We start from the raw sequence: 16370 nt of genomic DNA on the forward strand, positions 1-16370 counted from the left end.
GTATTTAGTATTTTATTTCTCTTGACTATATTACAATATGGAGAGATATTAGCTACTGAAATTAAAGTTACGCACTATTTAAAATTTATGGAGGTTTAGTAATGTGGAGTAGACTGGTTATAATGTGCTGTTTTTGTTTATTACTTACTGGTGTAAGTTCTTGCCCAAAAAAAGGAGCAAATACAACAAATAAAATAAATTCTGTTGTTAAGCAGATAGGTGATAAAAGAGTTTTCTTTGGTTATGATGAATCTAGTATTGCTGAAGTAAGTGCAGATGCATTACTTGACGTAATGGAGGTGTTACAAGATAACCCTGACGCGAAGGTTACTTTAACTGGTCACACTGACAACCGTGGTTCTCATGAATATAATCTTGCACTAGGCGCTAGAAGGGCTGATGCAGCTAAAAAATTTATGGTTAGTTGTACACCCTACATAGAAAACAGAATAAAAACTGCTTCTAAAGGTGAAACTGAGCCTTTGGTTAATGTAAAAGATAATTCTAGAAATTCTAAATATGAAAAAGAGCATGCTAAAAATCGTAGAGTGGAATTTTCATTTTCTGGAATAAAGAAATAGTTTCTTGCATTAAAACCTGGATCCCAGTGTCAAACACTGGGATGACATAAAGAAAGGGCACTGGGGTAGACAAAAAAGGACAAACTTGTCATATTTCGTTGCTTGTTAGCGGGATCTATATATACCACAAATAAGTCGCGTTATGACGTAAGAGATCTGACCTGTCTGGCCATCAAGAGACATAATGGAATTAGAGTTATTATTTCAAAATGTGGTTAATAGTTTTGCTTTCTATAACAATCAAGTTGCAGTTGCAGTATCAGGTGGTGTAGATAGTATAGTCTTACTGCACTTAATGACTAACTGGGCAAAAAAAAACAAGCTTTCACTTCCTATAGCATTAACAGTAAATCATGGATTACGTCCAGAGTCTCAAAAAGAAGCTGATTTTGTTGTAAGTTATGCAAAGGAACTTGGAGCAAAGGAATCGTTCATATTAAATTGGGAGAAGCAAAATATTAAAGGCAATATTCAGTTACAGGCACGAAAAGCACGGTATAAGTTACTAGCAGAGTGGTGTAAAAATAATAATGTTAAATATTTACTTGTTGCTCATCACAAAGATGATCAAGCAGAAACGTTCTTGTTAAGATTAGAGCGAGGTAGTGGCGTAGATGGATTATCATCAATGGACTACAAGTCTTTCCTAAATGGTATTTATATATTTAGGCCATTGTTAAATTTTAGTCGTAGTGAAATAGAAAAGTACGCTAAGCTTCATCGGTTAAAATGGATCGAAGATAGAAGCAATCATGACTTAAAATACAGACGAACTTTATACCGTAACTTACTTAAAGCAAGTGATAATCAAGAGATTTTAACAGAGCGAATATGCCTCACAGCCCTTCATATGAAAAGAGCTGCAAAAGCGTTGATGCACTACACACGCCTTGCGTTTAATGACTGCGTTAATGTGCATGATCTTGGTTATATTGAAATTAAACTAAGTGAATTTTATCAATTGCCAGAGGAAATAGCCTTGAGGCTTCTTCTTTACTCTATAATGGCAATTGCCAGTAAACATTATAAACCAAGGTACAGCAGCCTCATTGCAATATTTAATAGAATATTGCAAAAGGATAGTAATGTTAACTGTACACTTTCTGGGTGTAAAATAAGAAAGTATGGAGAAAATATCTTAATAATTAGAGAATCGTCAAGGATACAAGAAATTACCGTAAACCTACCTTTAAATGAACCTACCCAATGGGATAACAGATTTAGCTGCACAATACTCGGAAATCAAGGGTGTTCAGTTATCATCGCTCCATTAAAAAAAACACAAAAAGTTCCTGAATTTCTGAAGGATTACAACTGCTGCCCTGAAGTTTTCTACTCTTTGCCTACAGTACAAAAAGATAGCAAGGTGCTTGCTTATCCTGATGTAAATTATAACGGAAAAAATACCAATGACGATAAGGTTCAATGCATTATTAATAGCACGATAAAACAAAATTTGGTAAGCTTGATTAGTATTTAGTTAGAAATAGAAATGAAAAAATTTTTAGAAGGCTTATTGATCTGGTTAGTAATTATTGTTCTTATTTCAGTTGCTTATATTCAATTCAGCGGAAATGTAGGTAAAAGTAAAACAATTATACCTTTTTCGGAATTTTTAACTAGACTAGAAGACAATGATGTAGAAAATATTGTCATAAAAAACCAGAGCATTGAAGGCAAGTTCAGGGACGGTTCAAGTTTCAATTCAAGCGGTGTCATATATAGCGACCTAATAAAAAATTTACATGATAGAAAAGTGAGATTCTCCTTTTCAACTGGAGATTCTGCCATGAACGTAATTGGTGGATTACTTATCTCATGGGTCCCAACATTTATCTTTATTGGCTTTTTGCTATTCTTTCTTAAACAAACACAAGCGGGAGGCAACAGAACTATAAGCTTTGGCAAGTCAAGGGCTAGACTCATGACTAGTGGAAAAAAAGTAACATTTGATGATGTTGCTGGAATTGATGAAGCAAAAGAAGAGCTAGTAGAGATCGTTGATTTCCTTAAACAAAGGCAAAAATTTCAAATATTAGGTGGAAAAATACCAAAAGGGTGCCTTTTAATTGGCTCTCCTGGAACTGGTAAAACTTTACTTGCTCGTGCAATTGCAGGAGAAGCTAATGTGCCATTCTTTAGCATTTCTGGATCTGATTTTGTTGAAATGTTTGTTGGTGTTGGTGCGAGCCGTGTTCGTGATATGTTTGATCAAGGCAAGAAAAATGCTCCTTGTATAATTTTTATAGATGAGATAGATGCGGTGGGTAGACATCGTGGCATTGGTCTTGGTGGCAGCAATGATGAAAGAGAACAAACATTAAATCAGTTATTAGTTGAGATGGATGGCTTTGAGTCTAATGAAGGTGTAATAATAATTGCTGCGACTAACCGTCCGGATGTCTTAGATCCAGCACTGCTTAGACCTGGTCGTTTTGACCGACAGATTACTATTTCTTTACCCGATATAAATGGGCGTGAAAAGATATTAAATACTCATATAAAGAAAATATCAATAGCACCAGATGTAAACGTGAAAACAGTTGCAAGAGGAACACCAGGTTTTTCAGGGGCTGATCTAGCAAATTTGGTGAATGAATCTGCACTTATCGCTGCAAGAAGAAACAAGAAAATTGTTACCATGGATGATTTTGAATATGCACGTGATAAAGTAATGATGGGCGTAGAAAGACGATCCCTAATTATGACAGAAGAGGAAAAGAGACTGACTGCATACCATGAAGCTGGTCATGCGATAATTGCGGTTAATATGCCTGCTTCTGATCCTATACACAAGGCAACAATCATTCCAAGAGGTATGGCCTTAGGTTTAGTTATGAGACTACCGGAAACAGATAGAGTGTCCCACACAAGAGAAAAGCTGATAGCAGATATAACTGTTGCCATGGGTGGCAGGGCAGCAGAAGAGTTAATTTTTGGCTACGATAAAGTTACAAGTGGCGCGTCTTCTGATATACGACAAGCATCTAACATAGCACGTGCTATGGTAAAAAAATGTGGAATGAATGATGAGATAGGGCTAGTGTATCACAATCGTGAGCAGCAAGATCCACAACATCCTCATATGACATCTGAAGATACGCTAAAGCTCATAGATGAAGAAGTGAAAAAAATCATATCTTCTTGCTATGAAAAAGCAAAAGACATTTTGACCAAGCATAAGAAAGGCTTAGAGCTTATTGCTGAAAATCTACTGGAGTTTGAAACTTTAACAGGAGATGAAATAAAGGATATACTAAACGGAAAAAAAATTGTTAGAGAAGAAAATGAGAAGAATGAGAAAGTAAAAAAATCCTCTCTCTATGAGAGTTGACCTCATCTTAAAAATGCTAATCAGCTAACGCTGCAATAAAACATTCAGAATTGTAACTGTCAATATAAATTGTATTAAAATATTCATAATATTGCATTTTCATCACAATAATGCTATCATTCAGTTAGTATTAATGTTTAATGAGGTGTGAGTAATGATTGATATAGCTTCTATTGGTGTAAGTACAGTTATTGATCAGAATTATAGAAGAAAAGCACAATTATGTTTATCAGGATTATTTGTAACTGTGTCAATAGCAACTGTTACCTGGTTTATTTTCCCTGCGTCACAAAATGTATTAGCTCCGTTTTTACTTCCGGCTATGTTCTTGCTCTTCACTTTATCGATGGGTTATTAGATGTTCATATTTAGTTGTGAAGAAAAATCTTTGGTAAAGAATGTTCTTGGTATGGTTGAACCGGCTGAATCGGTAAAGAGAGTGCATTGCCAAGAAAATATTAAGTCCTTATTAGCAGAAGTGAGAAGTACTACGAAAGATAGGTTTCGTAACGTGCTTGTTAATCTTTGTTTTGAAGATCGTAGTAAAGCACACAAACTTGCATTATATGTGAAAGAAATTGACGATATTGTGTCTTCAATAAAAAATAAAGACCTCTTAGACCATTTTGATCAATTTTTTACTATTACTGAAGTAAGCAATAAAAAAAATAGAAGTGAATTAATGAACCTCGCAAGGGCATATAAGATGATAAGTGAAGAAGATCCAGACAAAATACAGGATTTTTTAGCTACTCAAACAAAAAGTTATTCATATGAAATAATGTTACCTGAAATTGATAATTTTCTATCACAAGCTAGGTGATTTTATCAATAATTTCATTGTGTACGTGATTATCATTTTTTGTTTCAATTCCAGTGATAACACTGCACCTAACGGGCTCTTTTATGGCTATTTCCTGAAATCCTTTTCTGACCTTATTGTAAAAATTAACATCCATTTCTTCATATTTATTCTTGTCTTTTGCTCTATTTAACCCAACTTTAACATCAATATCTAGAATGAATGTAATATCTGGATATTTAATTTCCACTAGCTTATGTAAGTCCCTTATTAGCCCTAAGTCAACTCCAAACCCATATCCTTGATATGCAATAGTTGAATCAATAAACCGATCACAAATCACTATTTTTCCTTCTGCAAGAGCTGGTAATATTAATTTTTTCATATGTTCGCGCCTCATCGAGATAAGTAGCAAGAGTTCAGAAATAGAATCAATATTATTCGTTAACAATACTCCTCTTACCTTCTCTGCAAAGTTAGTGCCACCTGGTTCTCGAGTCAATACCACATTATTTTCGCCGCGAATTTGCTTAAAATGATTTGCAAGTAGCTTAGATTGTGTTGTTTTACCAGAGCCGTCTATTCCTTCGAAAGTTATGAACATAAGTTTTATAATTATAATACTAAAAAAGAATATGCAAACAGTATACATAGAAACCGTTTGACATTTAAATAATAAGACCGTAAATTACATGTGGTATAATAATAGTCTATGGTTGCTCTGAATACTCCTAAAGTCGATTTTAGTTTTACTGCAAAAGATTTTAATCTTTTGGGAGTAGACAATAAATATTATGCATTAAGTGACTGTTGTGGAAAAAATGGTCTTATTATAATGTTTATATGCAATCACTGTCCTTACGTTCAGTCAATTATTAGCAATCTGGTAAGCGATGTTGATCAATTGAAAAAAGATTATCAGGTAAACACCATTGCAATAATGCCAAATGATGTAAATGAATATCCAGAAGATTCCTTTGAAAATATGATTAATTTTGCCAAGGAAAATAAGTTTATATTTCCATATTTAATTGATAGTACACAGAAAATAGCTAAAGAATACGGGGCTGTTTGCACTCCTGACTTTTTCGGCTTTAATTCCAATTTAAACCTTTGCTATCGTGGACGTTTTAACGACACAAAAAAAGAAAAGGTTCAAAGCTATGAAGTAGGAAGTAGTGACTTATTTCAAGCTATGAAATTTATTGCAGAAACTGGTAATTCTCCAATTGACCAAAAATCAAGTATTGGCTGCTCAATTAAATGGTCTAATTCTACAGGTTAAATATCATGCACAGTGGCTCTCAGCATTTGTTTGATATTATAATTTTGCTTTCTGCTGCTGTGTTTATAGTCATAGCATTTTGGAAAATGAATATTAGTCCAGTGCTTGGTTACTTCGTTGCAGGTGCAGTTATTGGTTCTCACGGATTTAATCTGATACACTCAGCTGAAGCAATGGATAATCTTGCAGAATTTGGTGTAGTTTTTCTATTATTCATTATAGGCCTTGAATTGACATTTGAACGCCTGATCGCTATGCGTATTCATGTATTTGGGTTCGGTTCTCTTCAAGTTATAGTTACCATGGTAGCAATATGGTGCATCGCTCTTGCTTTCGGAGTGAATACGAATATAGCAACAGTTATTGGTGGTGGGCTTGCGCTATCCTCAACAGCAATAGTGTTGCAGGTTCTGCAAGAAAAAGGTTCTCAAGCAAGTCAGGTTGGTAGGTTGTCGATAGCAGTGCTATTAATGCAAGATTTTGCAGTGGTACCATTAATAGTATTGGTACCTTTACTTACTGGCAATTCTGAGCACAGCCTGATAAGCTCATTGGCAGGTTCATTGGTGCAAGCAGCTATTGCATTAGTGCTGATATTTATAACTGGTAGATTATTGCTTAGACCTTTATTTTCGGTTATTGCTAAAATGGAAAGTAATGAGATCTTTATATCAACAACGCTTTTAATAGTATTAGGAGCAGCATTTATTACTGAGCAATTCCATTTATCGTTAGCATTAGGTGCATTTGTTGCTGGATTGTTAGTTGCAGAAACAGAATATAGACACTCAGTAGAACACGCAGTATTGCCATTTAAAGATTTGTTTCTTGGCTTATTTTTCATGACTGTTGGTATGTCCATCAATACCGAACTTTTACTCAATAAGTTACCACTAATTACTTTATTATCGATTATCCTTATCGTTTTAAAAACATCTATTATATATATATTGTGTAGATTTTTTGGGTTTAAGAGTGCACCTGCTATACAAGCTGGGTTACTGCTTTCACAAGGCGGTGAATTTGCGTTTATTTTGTTTCGCTTAGCAGATGAGCTAAATGTGCTACCAAGTGAAATCGCTCAAGTACTTATGATGGTAACTACAGTAACCATGGCTTTCACTCCTCTTTTATCGGGGCTTGGAGATTGGATAGCAAACTCATTTAGCACTGAGAAAACAATATTAGATGATGAAGCTGTTGAAACAGATACACAAGATCTTTATAACCATGTGATAGTTGCTGGATTTGGTAGAGTGGGATATATGGTAACAAAAATGCTTACGGCAGAGCATTTAAGTTACGTTGTTGTAGATATTCAATCGAAAATAGTCAAAGAAGGAAAAAGTGATAGTTTTCCTATATATCTTGGAGATGTTACAAGATGTGAAATTTTAAAATCGGTAGGAATAGAAAGAGCTCAAGCTCTCGTTATTTCAATAAAGAATGAAGTTACTATAAAAAAAGTTGTTTCTTTAGTTGCAGCAAATTTTCCGCATGTAAATATTGTAATACGCTTACCAGATCTGAGTAATGTGGAGGTTTATAGAGATCTAGGAGCTAGTAAAATTATTCCTGAAACATCTGAGATAGGATTGCAGCTAGGTGGAGCTGCACTGAGCCTTAGTGGTATTAGCGAAAGTGGAGTTACGTCTTTAAAAAGTAGATTCAGAAAAGGCAATTACAGTATGTTAAAAGACCTTGGTAGTGATAAAGATGAATAACTACTTCTCTAATTTTATGTACAGAAAGCTTCAAGCTTTATTGAGGTTTTGCCTATAGTAAATTACGCACATAATCAACCAAATTAAGGAAAGTGCAAACCAAGTGATTGCATATTCCAAATGCTTCATTGGCTGTATAGCTACTTTGCTGCCAAAATTGTTCGGCCACAATACACACTTCTCTAGCTTAATACCTAACTCATTGGAAATTTCTTCTGTACTCAGGGTAAACCATGTATTCGAAGCAGTATCGTTCTTGATAAACCAATTTTTACTTTTATTGCTATCGCAATATAAAATTCCATCTGCAACTACTTTTTCAATTTTTACTTTTTTCTCCTTTTTTTCTCCGACTATTCCTTTATTCACCAACATGTAACGTCCAGTGGTGAGCAACATAGGAGACAGCACGTGATAGCCGTGTTGCCCTGCAAAAACATATAGTTCTATGTCACTTAGAATCCCATCAATCTTGACATGCCTATAGTTAAATTTTTCAAGGTCGTTATTGGGCAACAGATGAACAACAGGAAGACTCATATTTTTGATAATATTATTCTTCCAGTTCAATCTGAATACTTGCCATAATCCTAATAAAAAAAGGAGCAAGCAAGGTACAATTAAAATAAATACTATTTTTTTTAACACTCTATATTTGTGTTCTTAAATAGTTTTCAACACCCATTAGTTCAATAAGGTCAATCTGTTTTTCAATCCAATGGAAGTGCTCTTCTTCATTTTTTAACATCTCTTCTAATAACATTACACTAACAAAATCTTTTTCTTTCTCAGCGATAGAAATCGTTTCTTTGATATCCTTAATACCTTTTCCCTCTAATTTCAAATTAGCTTCTAAGATTTTCCGTATTGTGTCTTTTGTAAACTTTCCATCATGCTTTGATATTTCGTTTGTATCCTGAAAATTTGGAACTCCTTTGAATAACAAAATTCTTTCTGCCAACTTGTTTGCATGTTCAAGTTCTTCGTTAAGCTCATTTTTTACCTTTTCTGCAAATCTATTAATTCCATTGTTTTTGAGAATCGCAAAATGCAAAAGATACTGGCGTACAGAAGTTAGCTCATTGGTCAATAATTTGTTCAAATGTTTTACTATCTCTTCATTCATAATCTTCCCTTAGTTCAATTCATCAGCATAATTTATATGATAACGATAGTTATAGCAACTCATTTAATATTTCCTTTGATAACAACCGTATTAAATAGCATGTCGTGGTATGTCTGTTTTTTCTTAGAGAAGCAAGCAACTAGATACCAGCAAAGAGTGAGCAGCACCGTTAATATAGTGAGTAGCACTATTAATATATCGAAAGCGTTTATTAACACGTCCTGTTCTTGGAAAAGCTCGATGAGGATAACTATTATGTTATATAATAGAGAAAGAAAAAACTGAGAAATGCTTCTATCAAATGCTAAACTCAAATCTATTTTAGAACCGTCCAAGCTTATGGTATGTATGTTCATTAATTGCTGACCAGGAGTTGCTTGGGCTTTTGAAGATATAAAATATGTGAAGTAACTGCAATCTATACACATAGATGAAATTAACGGAAAATTCTTTAACAATAGTCTGATTAATAAGTTTGGAATTAATAAAATTGCTCTATCTATCAAATATGCGCAAAAGCGTCTTATTATACTGGCAATCTCTGTAACAGTGGTCATTACCTATCTTCTAAATACTTTATTATAAAATCTGTAAGTTTATCAAAATGTTGAAAACATAACAAATCTTCATAACCGCTTATTGATTGACCGTATATAATAGGTAAACAATTGGCATTTTGTGCACACAGAACATCTGTGATGCTATCACCAACGAAAAACACATTTTCTCTATTTATAGGCAACGTACTCTCTTCTAGTGCAAATAGCAGTGGGGTTGCAGATGGTTTATCTTCTGCAGTATCGCATGACCCAACCACTCTTTCAAAGTAGGAATCTAGTTTAAAATAGGCAACTTCTTTACGTAAATTAGTATTTTTCTTATTACTTACTATTGCTAGATAAATATTGTGGCTTTTCAGTGTCTGCAACATTTTCTCTACTCCTTGATTCAAAGCAATGTTTTGCAATAGTGCATCATCTAAATATTGTTGATATATCTGATTCGCTTTTTTCCACTGATCGCCAAATAAATTGACCATATAGCTCTTTCTCGACTCATGGGAATTTCTATCAGCAGCTTTATTACTATACCCCATTGAGTTTATGGTATGCTTAATAGCATTAAAAATATTATCTTGAGTGTCAACTAAGGTATTATCCCAATCGAATACTACTGCTAATGAGCTATCTTTCATCTCTTATATAATTATACATTTTAACTTAATAAGTAAATAGCATTTTAATGAAAAAGATATAAATAGGACGCCCTTGATAAACACTTTTTACCACAAGTTATGTTAACTGTTTTTTATATAATTAGCTAATATACTGATTATATGATATGTTTTAATAGGTAACAGGTATGGCCCAGACATCTAAAGAAAGTGTTGAAAAAAAGTTTAAAGATGTTTTTGAACGTTCTCCAGGTGCTTTTCCAGAAGGTACCTCATTAGAAAAGAAGGTTAATTATATCGCAAAAGGAACAGAGGCTCTAAAAGCTGTGAAAAGTAAGGAGCTTGAGAACAAAATGAAAAACGTTGCAGAATTGAGTCAGAAATTTGAAAGTCAAAAAGGACGTGCAGATGAAAAAGTACGTCAAGATTTTGAAAGAATTGCTGAGCTTGACCAACAATATAAAGGGAAGGGCATCTTCACAAGTGAAAAAGTTGCAGAGCCAAAAAGTGACAAAAAACTCCAAGACACTCCGAGAAAAACTACAACAGCAGTTAAAGACCTTGAACATAATACACAAAAAAAGACTACTGAAGCTTCTGTGCAAACAGCATCAGAGCACGATTCACAAACCGTTAATCCCTCAGTAAGCAAGAGTTCTGTAAAAGAGAAGCTCAACACTGAGCCGGACAAAAAAGATAACACGCCTCAACCACAAGAAAATCAAAAAGAAGAAGGGTTTTTGAGTCTTCTGAAGCGCTTTGTTAAGAAAATATTAGAAAAATTTTTAGGTGAAGGTGAAAAGGATGTAGAGAATGCTCGTGGCATGAAAGAAGATGCTCAAAGAGATACGTCAAATAACGAAGAGCAACAAAAGAGTAAGCAGCTTGATGAAATTTTAAAGGACAAAAGTGTAAGCGAGGGTTTGAAGCAGGCAACAAAGCTTGAAAACCCGGCAATAACGCCTGTTAATACTCCTAAAGTGAATGAAGTAAACACGGGTCGTGAAAGGTGATCCGCTTTCAAGCTTCATTATACCGCCACGAACCGTCATACCGCCGCGGTATCTCATCCGCTAACAAGTAGCGGGATGACGATTGTCAGGGTGTCATCCCAGTGTCCCTATGATGTTATCCCAGTGCCCTGACTACTTGGATCTAGCAAGCTTTGCTTGCAAATAAGTCTAATACGCGTCGCGTTTTATGCCAAAACACAATTGGAGTTACATGCAAAATAGATCCCAGTGTCAGCTACTCGGATGACAAAAAAAGGAGCACTGGGATGACACCATTTGTTGTATTTAACAAAGTTCGTACTTAGCTTCATGTTAGCTATAAACATTAAGAAATTTACCAAACGAAAAAAAGGCAAAAGAAGCCCCAGCTAATATCTATTTTAGAACATTGGCGTTTTTTAAGTCTTAAACACTGCAATTTAGCTGCTTTTAAATGCAACTCACCTTAGTTTAAATGTTTAAGAAATTTACTAAGCAGAAAAAAAGGCAAAAGAAACCCCGTGTTAGCTAGTTGTCACTCCCTAATCCTGCAAATTGGCGTACTATACTGTCTTAAACGACTTATAAGCGCGTTTCAGCTTGTGTAGGTAAAAACCTAGAAATATTGTGAAGACATAAGGTACACATAGTGCAAAAAATTAAAAATAAGACGCCAACTACGTTGTTTTCTTGCTGTTTAATCTGCACAGATGAAGATAACTGAATACCTTCAGTTTCATGATAAGGGGGCTGGCGGAGTTTGTCAAGGAAGTTTTTTCGTTTCTAACGGTTGTTGCCAAAAACTATGCAAGAAGTCTATTGACAGGTGATTAAATTATAATGTAGCCTATCGCCGTATATCCGGGGGTGGGTTGTTGTGAGGCTTTTTCACTTTTTATTCTTGTTAATGTGTTTTTCTCTGTATTACTATGCGGGTTTTATATTTTCGCCCTGCCCAAAAGCTACGGTTTGCTTTTCACCTGGAGAAGATTGTGCTGTACCGATAATCAACGTAATAGATCAGTCTAAAAAATCTATCTTAGTTCAAGAATATACATTTACTCTTGGAACAGTTGCAAAATCTTTGATTAATGCTAAAGAACGCGGTGTTGATGTTAAAGTCATCTTAGATAAATCGCAACTCTACTCAAAATATAGTGTTATAAATGAATTATTTTCAGGTGGAGTACCAATTTGGATCGATGATAAGCCAAAGATTGCTCATAATAAGATAATGATTGCTGACAATCAAAAAGTCATCACAGGGTCATTTAACCTTAGTAAGACAGCTAAAAAAGGAAATGCTGAAAATTTATTAATTATTACAGATTATCCTGAATTGATTCAGCAGTATGTGAAAAACTGGGAGGCACGAATGTCACAATCTTACAAATACGCTCCCAACTAATCGAGAGCGCTTGCTCAAAATCAGTTTTAAAAACAGCAAGGGAGAGCTTTTTTGATTGATTGGCATAATGATTATGATATAATGAACTAAAAATTTAAGGAATAAAGTAATGGATTATATAAATGATGCTGCCGGTAGCTACACTGCTATTCATGATTTTTTTCAAAACAACAGTGTTGGAGATTACAAAGTTCAATGCAATTATGGTGGGGTGCCGTATGCTACTGATGAGTACGTGCATTCTGGCGATAAATTTTGGAGTAATAATTTCATAGACTCACATTTTGGCAGGGAAATAAAAATGTATCCTCAAAGTGAACTTTTAGCTAAAGAATATGCTGGAAATACGTTGCCAGTTTCAATATCACTAGATAAGGATTTAATAAAAATGAAGGAATGTCAGAAAAAAACGAAATTTGTGGAACTAGAAAGGGAGTCAGGTGATTTAGTGCATGATAAGCAAAAGTATGTAAAGTGTTACACAACAAAGCTATCATATGATGATGTACATATTTACAATAACGATAAAGTTTCAACATTTAGCATAAAATACGACGTGCCAAATGATCCGAAATACAGTTTAAATATAACATTTACAAAGGTTAATGATAATAAACCAGGATTTTGGCAGAAATTTAAAAATATGTTTTAACGTGACCATTCACTGGTTTTTACTCAATCAACCAACAACAGTTAATATCAAATTTTTATAATTAAAAAATATGCTATTTTTTAAAACTTTCATTCTCCTTGACTCTGTCAACTTCACAAAACAACTCTTGGACCAAATGTATCTGGCATAACACCTTTTGGTAACTTGCTACTTCTTTTTTTCCGCATCTCCGACAACAGCCATTGATATTCCACTACATAAGGCTTGATTTTTGGTAAATCAACTTTTTTATGAATAATACTATGCTTCTCCTTAAATTGACCATTTACCCTAAACGCTATTAGCTTCCTTAAAATTTACATTAATGCCTATTTTGCCTAAACTGAAGCGTCTTTTCCAATTTTTTCTAGCATCAACTCAGCAGCTTTTTGTTCAGCAATCTTTTTACTAGAAGCGCATGCAGAAACTTTACCATAATCTTCTATGCAAACTGATATAGTAAATTCAGGATTGTGCGCTGGTCCAGTTTGTTTTACAAGCTCATACTCTGGTAAAGGCAATTTGTTTTTCTGAGTCCACTCTTGCAGTGAGGTTTTAGGATCTTGAGGGGGGTCAAGCATGCCTTTAGCTAGCTTTTCCCAATATTGGATAATAAATTTTTCAACATTTTCAAGCCCGCCATCAATATAAATTGCACCTATTAGTGCTTCAAGCGAGTTTTCTAAATTTTTTAAGTTACATCTCCCTCCATTGCAGCGTTCACTATTATTCATGATGATAAAGCTGCCTAATTTTATTTCTTTAGCAACATTAGCAATGGTGTTGCCACAAACTAAATCCGTCTTTCTTTTTGCCAATGCTCCTTCTTTTTCTTCAGGAAATAGTTTAAACAGTGTGGCAGATACAACCATATTCAAAACACTATCGCCCAAAAACTCTAGTCTTTCGTAGCTTACAATCTGGTTTTTGCTATTCCTTTTATTTACGCTTGGGTGAGTTAGTGCCTCTTCTAATATTGCATAATTTGTAAATTTATAATCAATGATCTTAGATATTGCATCATTCAAACTCTTCATACCAATTATTTAAAAGAAAAGCACTTTCTACCACCTTTATACCAGAGAATTAGTTTTATTTTATTAAAATAATACCACCAACTTCCAAAATTAATGTATACAACCCACCACCTCACTAATGTTACTAAATCCATCTCTCCTTATTAGTTCTGCAAGTTCTAGATTAATTTTGTTTACAACTTGAGGTCCGTGGTATATGAGAGCAGTGTACAACTGCACCAAAGAAGCTCCTGCCTTTATTTTTTTATATGCATCAGCACCACTTGAGATTCCTCCGCACCCTATCAATAATATTTTGCCCTTAGTAAATTTGTACATATCGCCCAATAACTCGGTTGAAAGTTTAAACAGCGGTTTGCCACTCAACCCACCACTCTCATTATGGTGAGAATGCAGATTATCTCTACTTACCGTAGTGTTGCTTACTGTTAATCCGTCAATCTTATATTCCAACGCAAGCTCAGCGATATTTTCTTTCGTTTGCTGATCTACATCTGGTGAGATTTTTAATATTATTGGTATGGATTTAGAATTATCAATTGATTTTCGGGTTAGAGTTACGGATTTCAACAATTCCGATAATTCTTGCTTATTGTGCAGATTGCGTAAATTAGGCGTGTTTGGGGATGAGATGTTCAGCACTATATAATTGCTCTTTCCATATACTATCTTTATTAAGTCAACATAATCGCTGATTTGGTCCTTTGATGTACTGTTTTTTCCTATGTTGATGCCAAAAATGCAGTCATCAAGCTTGGTTTCACCTATTTGTTTAAGAAAATAGTCTATTCCTTTATTGTTAAATCCCAATCTGTTAATTACCCCTTGATCTTTAATTAACCGAAAAATTCTTGGCTTTTTGTTTCCATATTGTGGATTACGAGTTACAGTACCAGTTTCAATAAACCCAAAACCAAATGAGAGCATAGGCCTTATAACTTCTGCATTCTTGTCAAAACCTGCAGCCAGACCTATGGGGCTTCTGAGCTTATTACCAAAAAAATTCACACTCAAAGATTCTGGTAGCTCTATAGGATTCTTATAAGGCATTTTCTTTAATGCCATAATTGCCAAAGAGTGAGCAAATTCGGGCGGTAGTAAAAATAGTAAATTACGTTTGTAAAACACTTTGCTTATTTTTAGTTTATTTTTTACCATGAAACGCTATAAGAGTATAACCATAACTTGAAAAGAAATTGATTTTACTATGGACAAGCTTTCTCTATAGGTTACACACTTAAAGCTACTGTTAACTTTTACAAGATATAGAGAATGAAAGAGGCCGGGACCGGAATTGAACCGGTATAAAAGGATTTGCAGTCCTCCGCATAAGCCATTCTGCCACCCAGCCGTTTTTTATGTGTAGATATCCATTATATCTTTTAGCATAGATAAAGCCTCCTCCCTTTTGCGTTGAAAAGTGTTACGTCCAATGATTGAACCATTACCGCCACCCTGCTTAATTTCTTTCGCTTCATTGTATATGTTATCTACTTCCTTCGATTCACCACCAGAAAAAACTACTATTCTTTTCCCTGCAAAACAAGACCTTTTAACATATTCAATTCTTTTAGATAATGATTCAATATTTTCTGTTTCTATTTTCTCCCTTTCCAAATATTTAGTTGGAAGTTTTACTTTTATTATATTAGCGCCAAGCAAAGCTGCTATGTGTGCAGCATAGGCAATAACATCAACTGCTGTTTCACCTTCTTTGGAAATCCCTTCACCGCGTGGATAAGACCATAGCACTACTGCAAGCCCGTAAGATTTGGCTTCAGCTATGATTCCACGGGCTTCCTCCATCATATCGAAACACTTAGCAGAACCAGGATATATAGTAAATCCGACAGCTAAGCAGCCCAAACGCAGCGCATCTTTCACAGAAGAGGTTATTGCCTGATCAGAGGTTAGATCCTTTGAATGTAAAGAGTTGGAACTATTAAGTTTCAAAATAAGTGGGAGCATTCCAGCATAAGTTGCAGCACCAGCTTCAATCATACCAAGTGGAGCAGCATATGCACTTACTCCCGAATCAACCGCAAGCTGAAAATGATAATGTGGGTCATAAGCATCAGGGTTAACTTCAAAACTTTTAATTGGACCATGCTCAAATCCTTGATCTACTGGCAGAATCACTAACTTGCCAGTGCCGCCAAGCTTTCCATGCATGAGAATACGAGTAAGATTTGCTTTTACCCCAGGGTTTTCACTTTCGTAGTAGCTTAGGACTTGTTTTACTTTATCACTTATCA

General features: G+C 34.6%; 18 protein-coding genes and 1 tRNA gene. 10 read left to right on the plus strand and 9 right to left on the minus strand.

Going from position 1 to position 16370, the window contains the following annotated elements:
* Positions 1-101 precede the first annotated feature (101 nt).
* The 5 genes from OOK90_RS05225 (at position 102) to OOK90_RS05245 (ending at position 4738) form a co-directional block, all read left to right on the plus strand.
* On the plus strand, positions 102-581 hold the full coding sequence (locus OOK90_RS05225) for an OmpA family protein (protein WP_264705830.1): 480 nt from the start codon (positions 102-104) through the stop codon (positions 579-581).
* Between the two features lie 184 nt (positions 582-765).
* Positions 766-2061, plus strand: coding sequence for a tRNA lysidine(34) synthetase TilS (gene tilS / locus OOK90_RS05230; RefSeq protein ID WP_208571594.1), 1296 nt, complete (start codon positions 766-768; stop codon positions 2059-2061).
* A 12-nt stretch (positions 2062-2073) separates the two neighbouring features.
* A complete protein-coding gene (ftsH, locus tag OOK90_RS05235; RefSeq protein ID WP_264705831.1) occupies positions 2074-3915 on the plus strand; it encodes an ATP-dependent zinc metalloprotease FtsH in 1842 nt (613 codons plus the stop codon).
* A 154-nt stretch (positions 3916-4069) separates the two neighbouring features.
* Positions 4070-4273, plus strand: a complete 204-nt coding sequence (locus OOK90_RS05240) for a hypothetical protein (protein WP_264705832.1) — start codon at positions 4070-4072, stop codon at positions 4271-4273.
* Positions 4274-4738: a hypothetical protein gene (locus OOK90_RS05245; RefSeq protein WP_264705833.1), complete on the plus strand. Its 465-nt coding sequence runs from the start codon at positions 4274-4276 to the stop codon at positions 4736-4738.
* Here the strand turns inward: OOK90_RS05245 and tmk are convergent.
* The gene (tmk, locus tag OOK90_RS05250) at positions 4731-5321 is read right to left on the minus strand and encodes a dTMP kinase (RefSeq protein WP_010081998.1); all 591 of its coding nucleotides are present in this window, start codon (positions 5319-5321) and stop codon (positions 4731-4733) included. The genes OOK90_RS05245 and tmk overlap by 8 nt on opposite strands.
* A gap of 108 nt (positions 5322-5429) precedes the next feature.
* Here tmk and OOK90_RS05255 point away from each other — a divergent pair, with 108 nt between their 5' ends.
* Both OOK90_RS05255 and OOK90_RS05260 read left to right on the plus strand, forming a co-directional pair.
* Complete coding sequence (locus tag OOK90_RS05255; protein ID WP_010081997.1) at positions 5430-6002, plus strand: thioredoxin family protein; 573 nt, start codon at positions 5430-5432, stop codon at positions 6000-6002.
* A gap of 5 nt (positions 6003-6007) precedes the next feature.
* Positions 6008-7726, plus strand: a complete 1719-nt coding sequence (locus tag OOK90_RS05260; RefSeq protein WP_010963130.1) for a monovalent cation:proton antiporter-2 (CPA2) family protein — start codon at positions 6008-6010, stop codon at positions 7724-7726.
* A 30-nt stretch (positions 7727-7756) separates the two neighbouring features.
* Here OOK90_RS05260 and OOK90_RS05265 read toward each other — a convergent pair whose 3' ends face one another.
* From OOK90_RS05265 to OOK90_RS05280, 4 genes are read right to left on the minus strand one after another with little or no spacing between them, the layout of a single operon-like run.
* Positions 7757-8374 carry an SURF1 family protein gene (locus OOK90_RS05265; protein ID WP_070357010.1) on the minus strand — a complete coding sequence of 206 codons (618 nt, stop codon included), beginning with the start codon at positions 8372-8374 and terminating at the stop codon, positions 7757-7759.
* Between the two features lies 1 nt (position 8375).
* Positions 8376-8852 carry a bacterioferritin gene (gene bfr / locus OOK90_RS05270; protein WP_010081932.1) on the minus strand — a complete coding sequence of 159 codons (477 nt, stop codon included), beginning with the start codon at positions 8850-8852 and terminating at the stop codon, positions 8376-8378.
* 59 nt (positions 8853-8911) lie between these two features.
* Entirely contained in the window at positions 8912-9409 is a 498-nt protein-coding gene (locus OOK90_RS05275; RefSeq protein WP_010081931.1) for an RDD family protein, read from the minus strand.
* A complete protein-coding gene (locus OOK90_RS05280; RefSeq protein WP_010081930.1) occupies positions 9409-10047 on the minus strand; it encodes an HAD family hydrolase in 639 nt (212 codons plus the stop codon). The genes OOK90_RS05275 and OOK90_RS05280 overlap by 1 nt, the downstream gene beginning before the upstream one ends.
* A 167-nt stretch (positions 10048-10214) precedes the next feature.
* On the opposite strand from OOK90_RS05280, the gene OOK90_RS05285 reads away from it, so the two are divergent.
* The 3 genes from OOK90_RS05285 to OOK90_RS05295 all read left to right on the plus strand — a co-directional run bounded on the left by OOK90_RS05285 (position 10215) and on the right by OOK90_RS05295 (position 13078).
* Positions 10215-11039, plus strand: a complete 825-nt coding sequence (locus OOK90_RS05285) for a hypothetical protein (protein WP_022626161.1) — start codon at positions 10215-10217, stop codon at positions 11037-11039.
* Between the two features lie 856 nt (positions 11040-11895).
* Positions 11896-12426 carry a phospholipase D family nuclease gene (locus tag OOK90_RS05290; protein WP_010963125.1) on the plus strand — a complete coding sequence of 177 codons (531 nt, stop codon included), beginning with the start codon at positions 11896-11898 and terminating at the stop codon, positions 12424-12426.
* Positions 12427-12535: 109 nt separating this feature from the next.
* Positions 12536-13078: a hypothetical protein gene (locus OOK90_RS05295; RefSeq protein WP_209473313.1), complete on the plus strand. Its 543-nt coding sequence runs from the start codon at positions 12536-12538 to the stop codon at positions 13076-13078.
* A 338-nt stretch (positions 13079-13416) separates the two neighbouring features.
* Here the strand turns inward: OOK90_RS05295 and rnc are convergent, their stop codons facing one another.
* The 4 genes from rnc to OOK90_RS05320 all read right to left on the minus strand — a co-directional run bounded on the left by rnc (position 13417) and on the right by OOK90_RS05320 (position 16368).
* Positions 13417-14115, minus strand: a complete 699-nt coding sequence (gene rnc / locus OOK90_RS05305) for a ribonuclease III (protein ID WP_006279914.1) — start codon at positions 14113-14115, stop codon at positions 13417-13419.
* Between the two features lie 90 nt (positions 14116-14205).
* Positions 14206-15273: a quinone-dependent dihydroorotate dehydrogenase gene (locus OOK90_RS05310; protein WP_264705834.1), complete on the minus strand. Its 1068-nt coding sequence runs from the start codon at positions 15271-15273 to the stop codon at positions 14206-14208.
* A gap of 121 nt (positions 15274-15394) precedes the next feature.
* Positions 15395-15466 (minus strand) — tRNA-Cys (locus OOK90_RS05315).
* 5 nt (positions 15467-15471) lie between these two features.
* On the minus strand, positions 15472-16368 hold the full coding sequence (locus OOK90_RS05320) for a class I fructose-bisphosphate aldolase (protein WP_209473361.1): 897 nt from the start codon (positions 16366-16368) through the stop codon (positions 15472-15474).
* Between the last annotated feature and the right edge of the window lie 2 nt (positions 16369-16370).

Source organism: Wolbachia endosymbiont (group A) of Ancistrocerus nigricornis (genome assembly GCF_947250785.1).
In the GTDB taxonomy this organism is placed as follows: Bacteria; Pseudomonadota; Alphaproteobacteria; order Rickettsiales; family Anaplasmataceae; genus Wolbachia; species Wolbachia pipientis.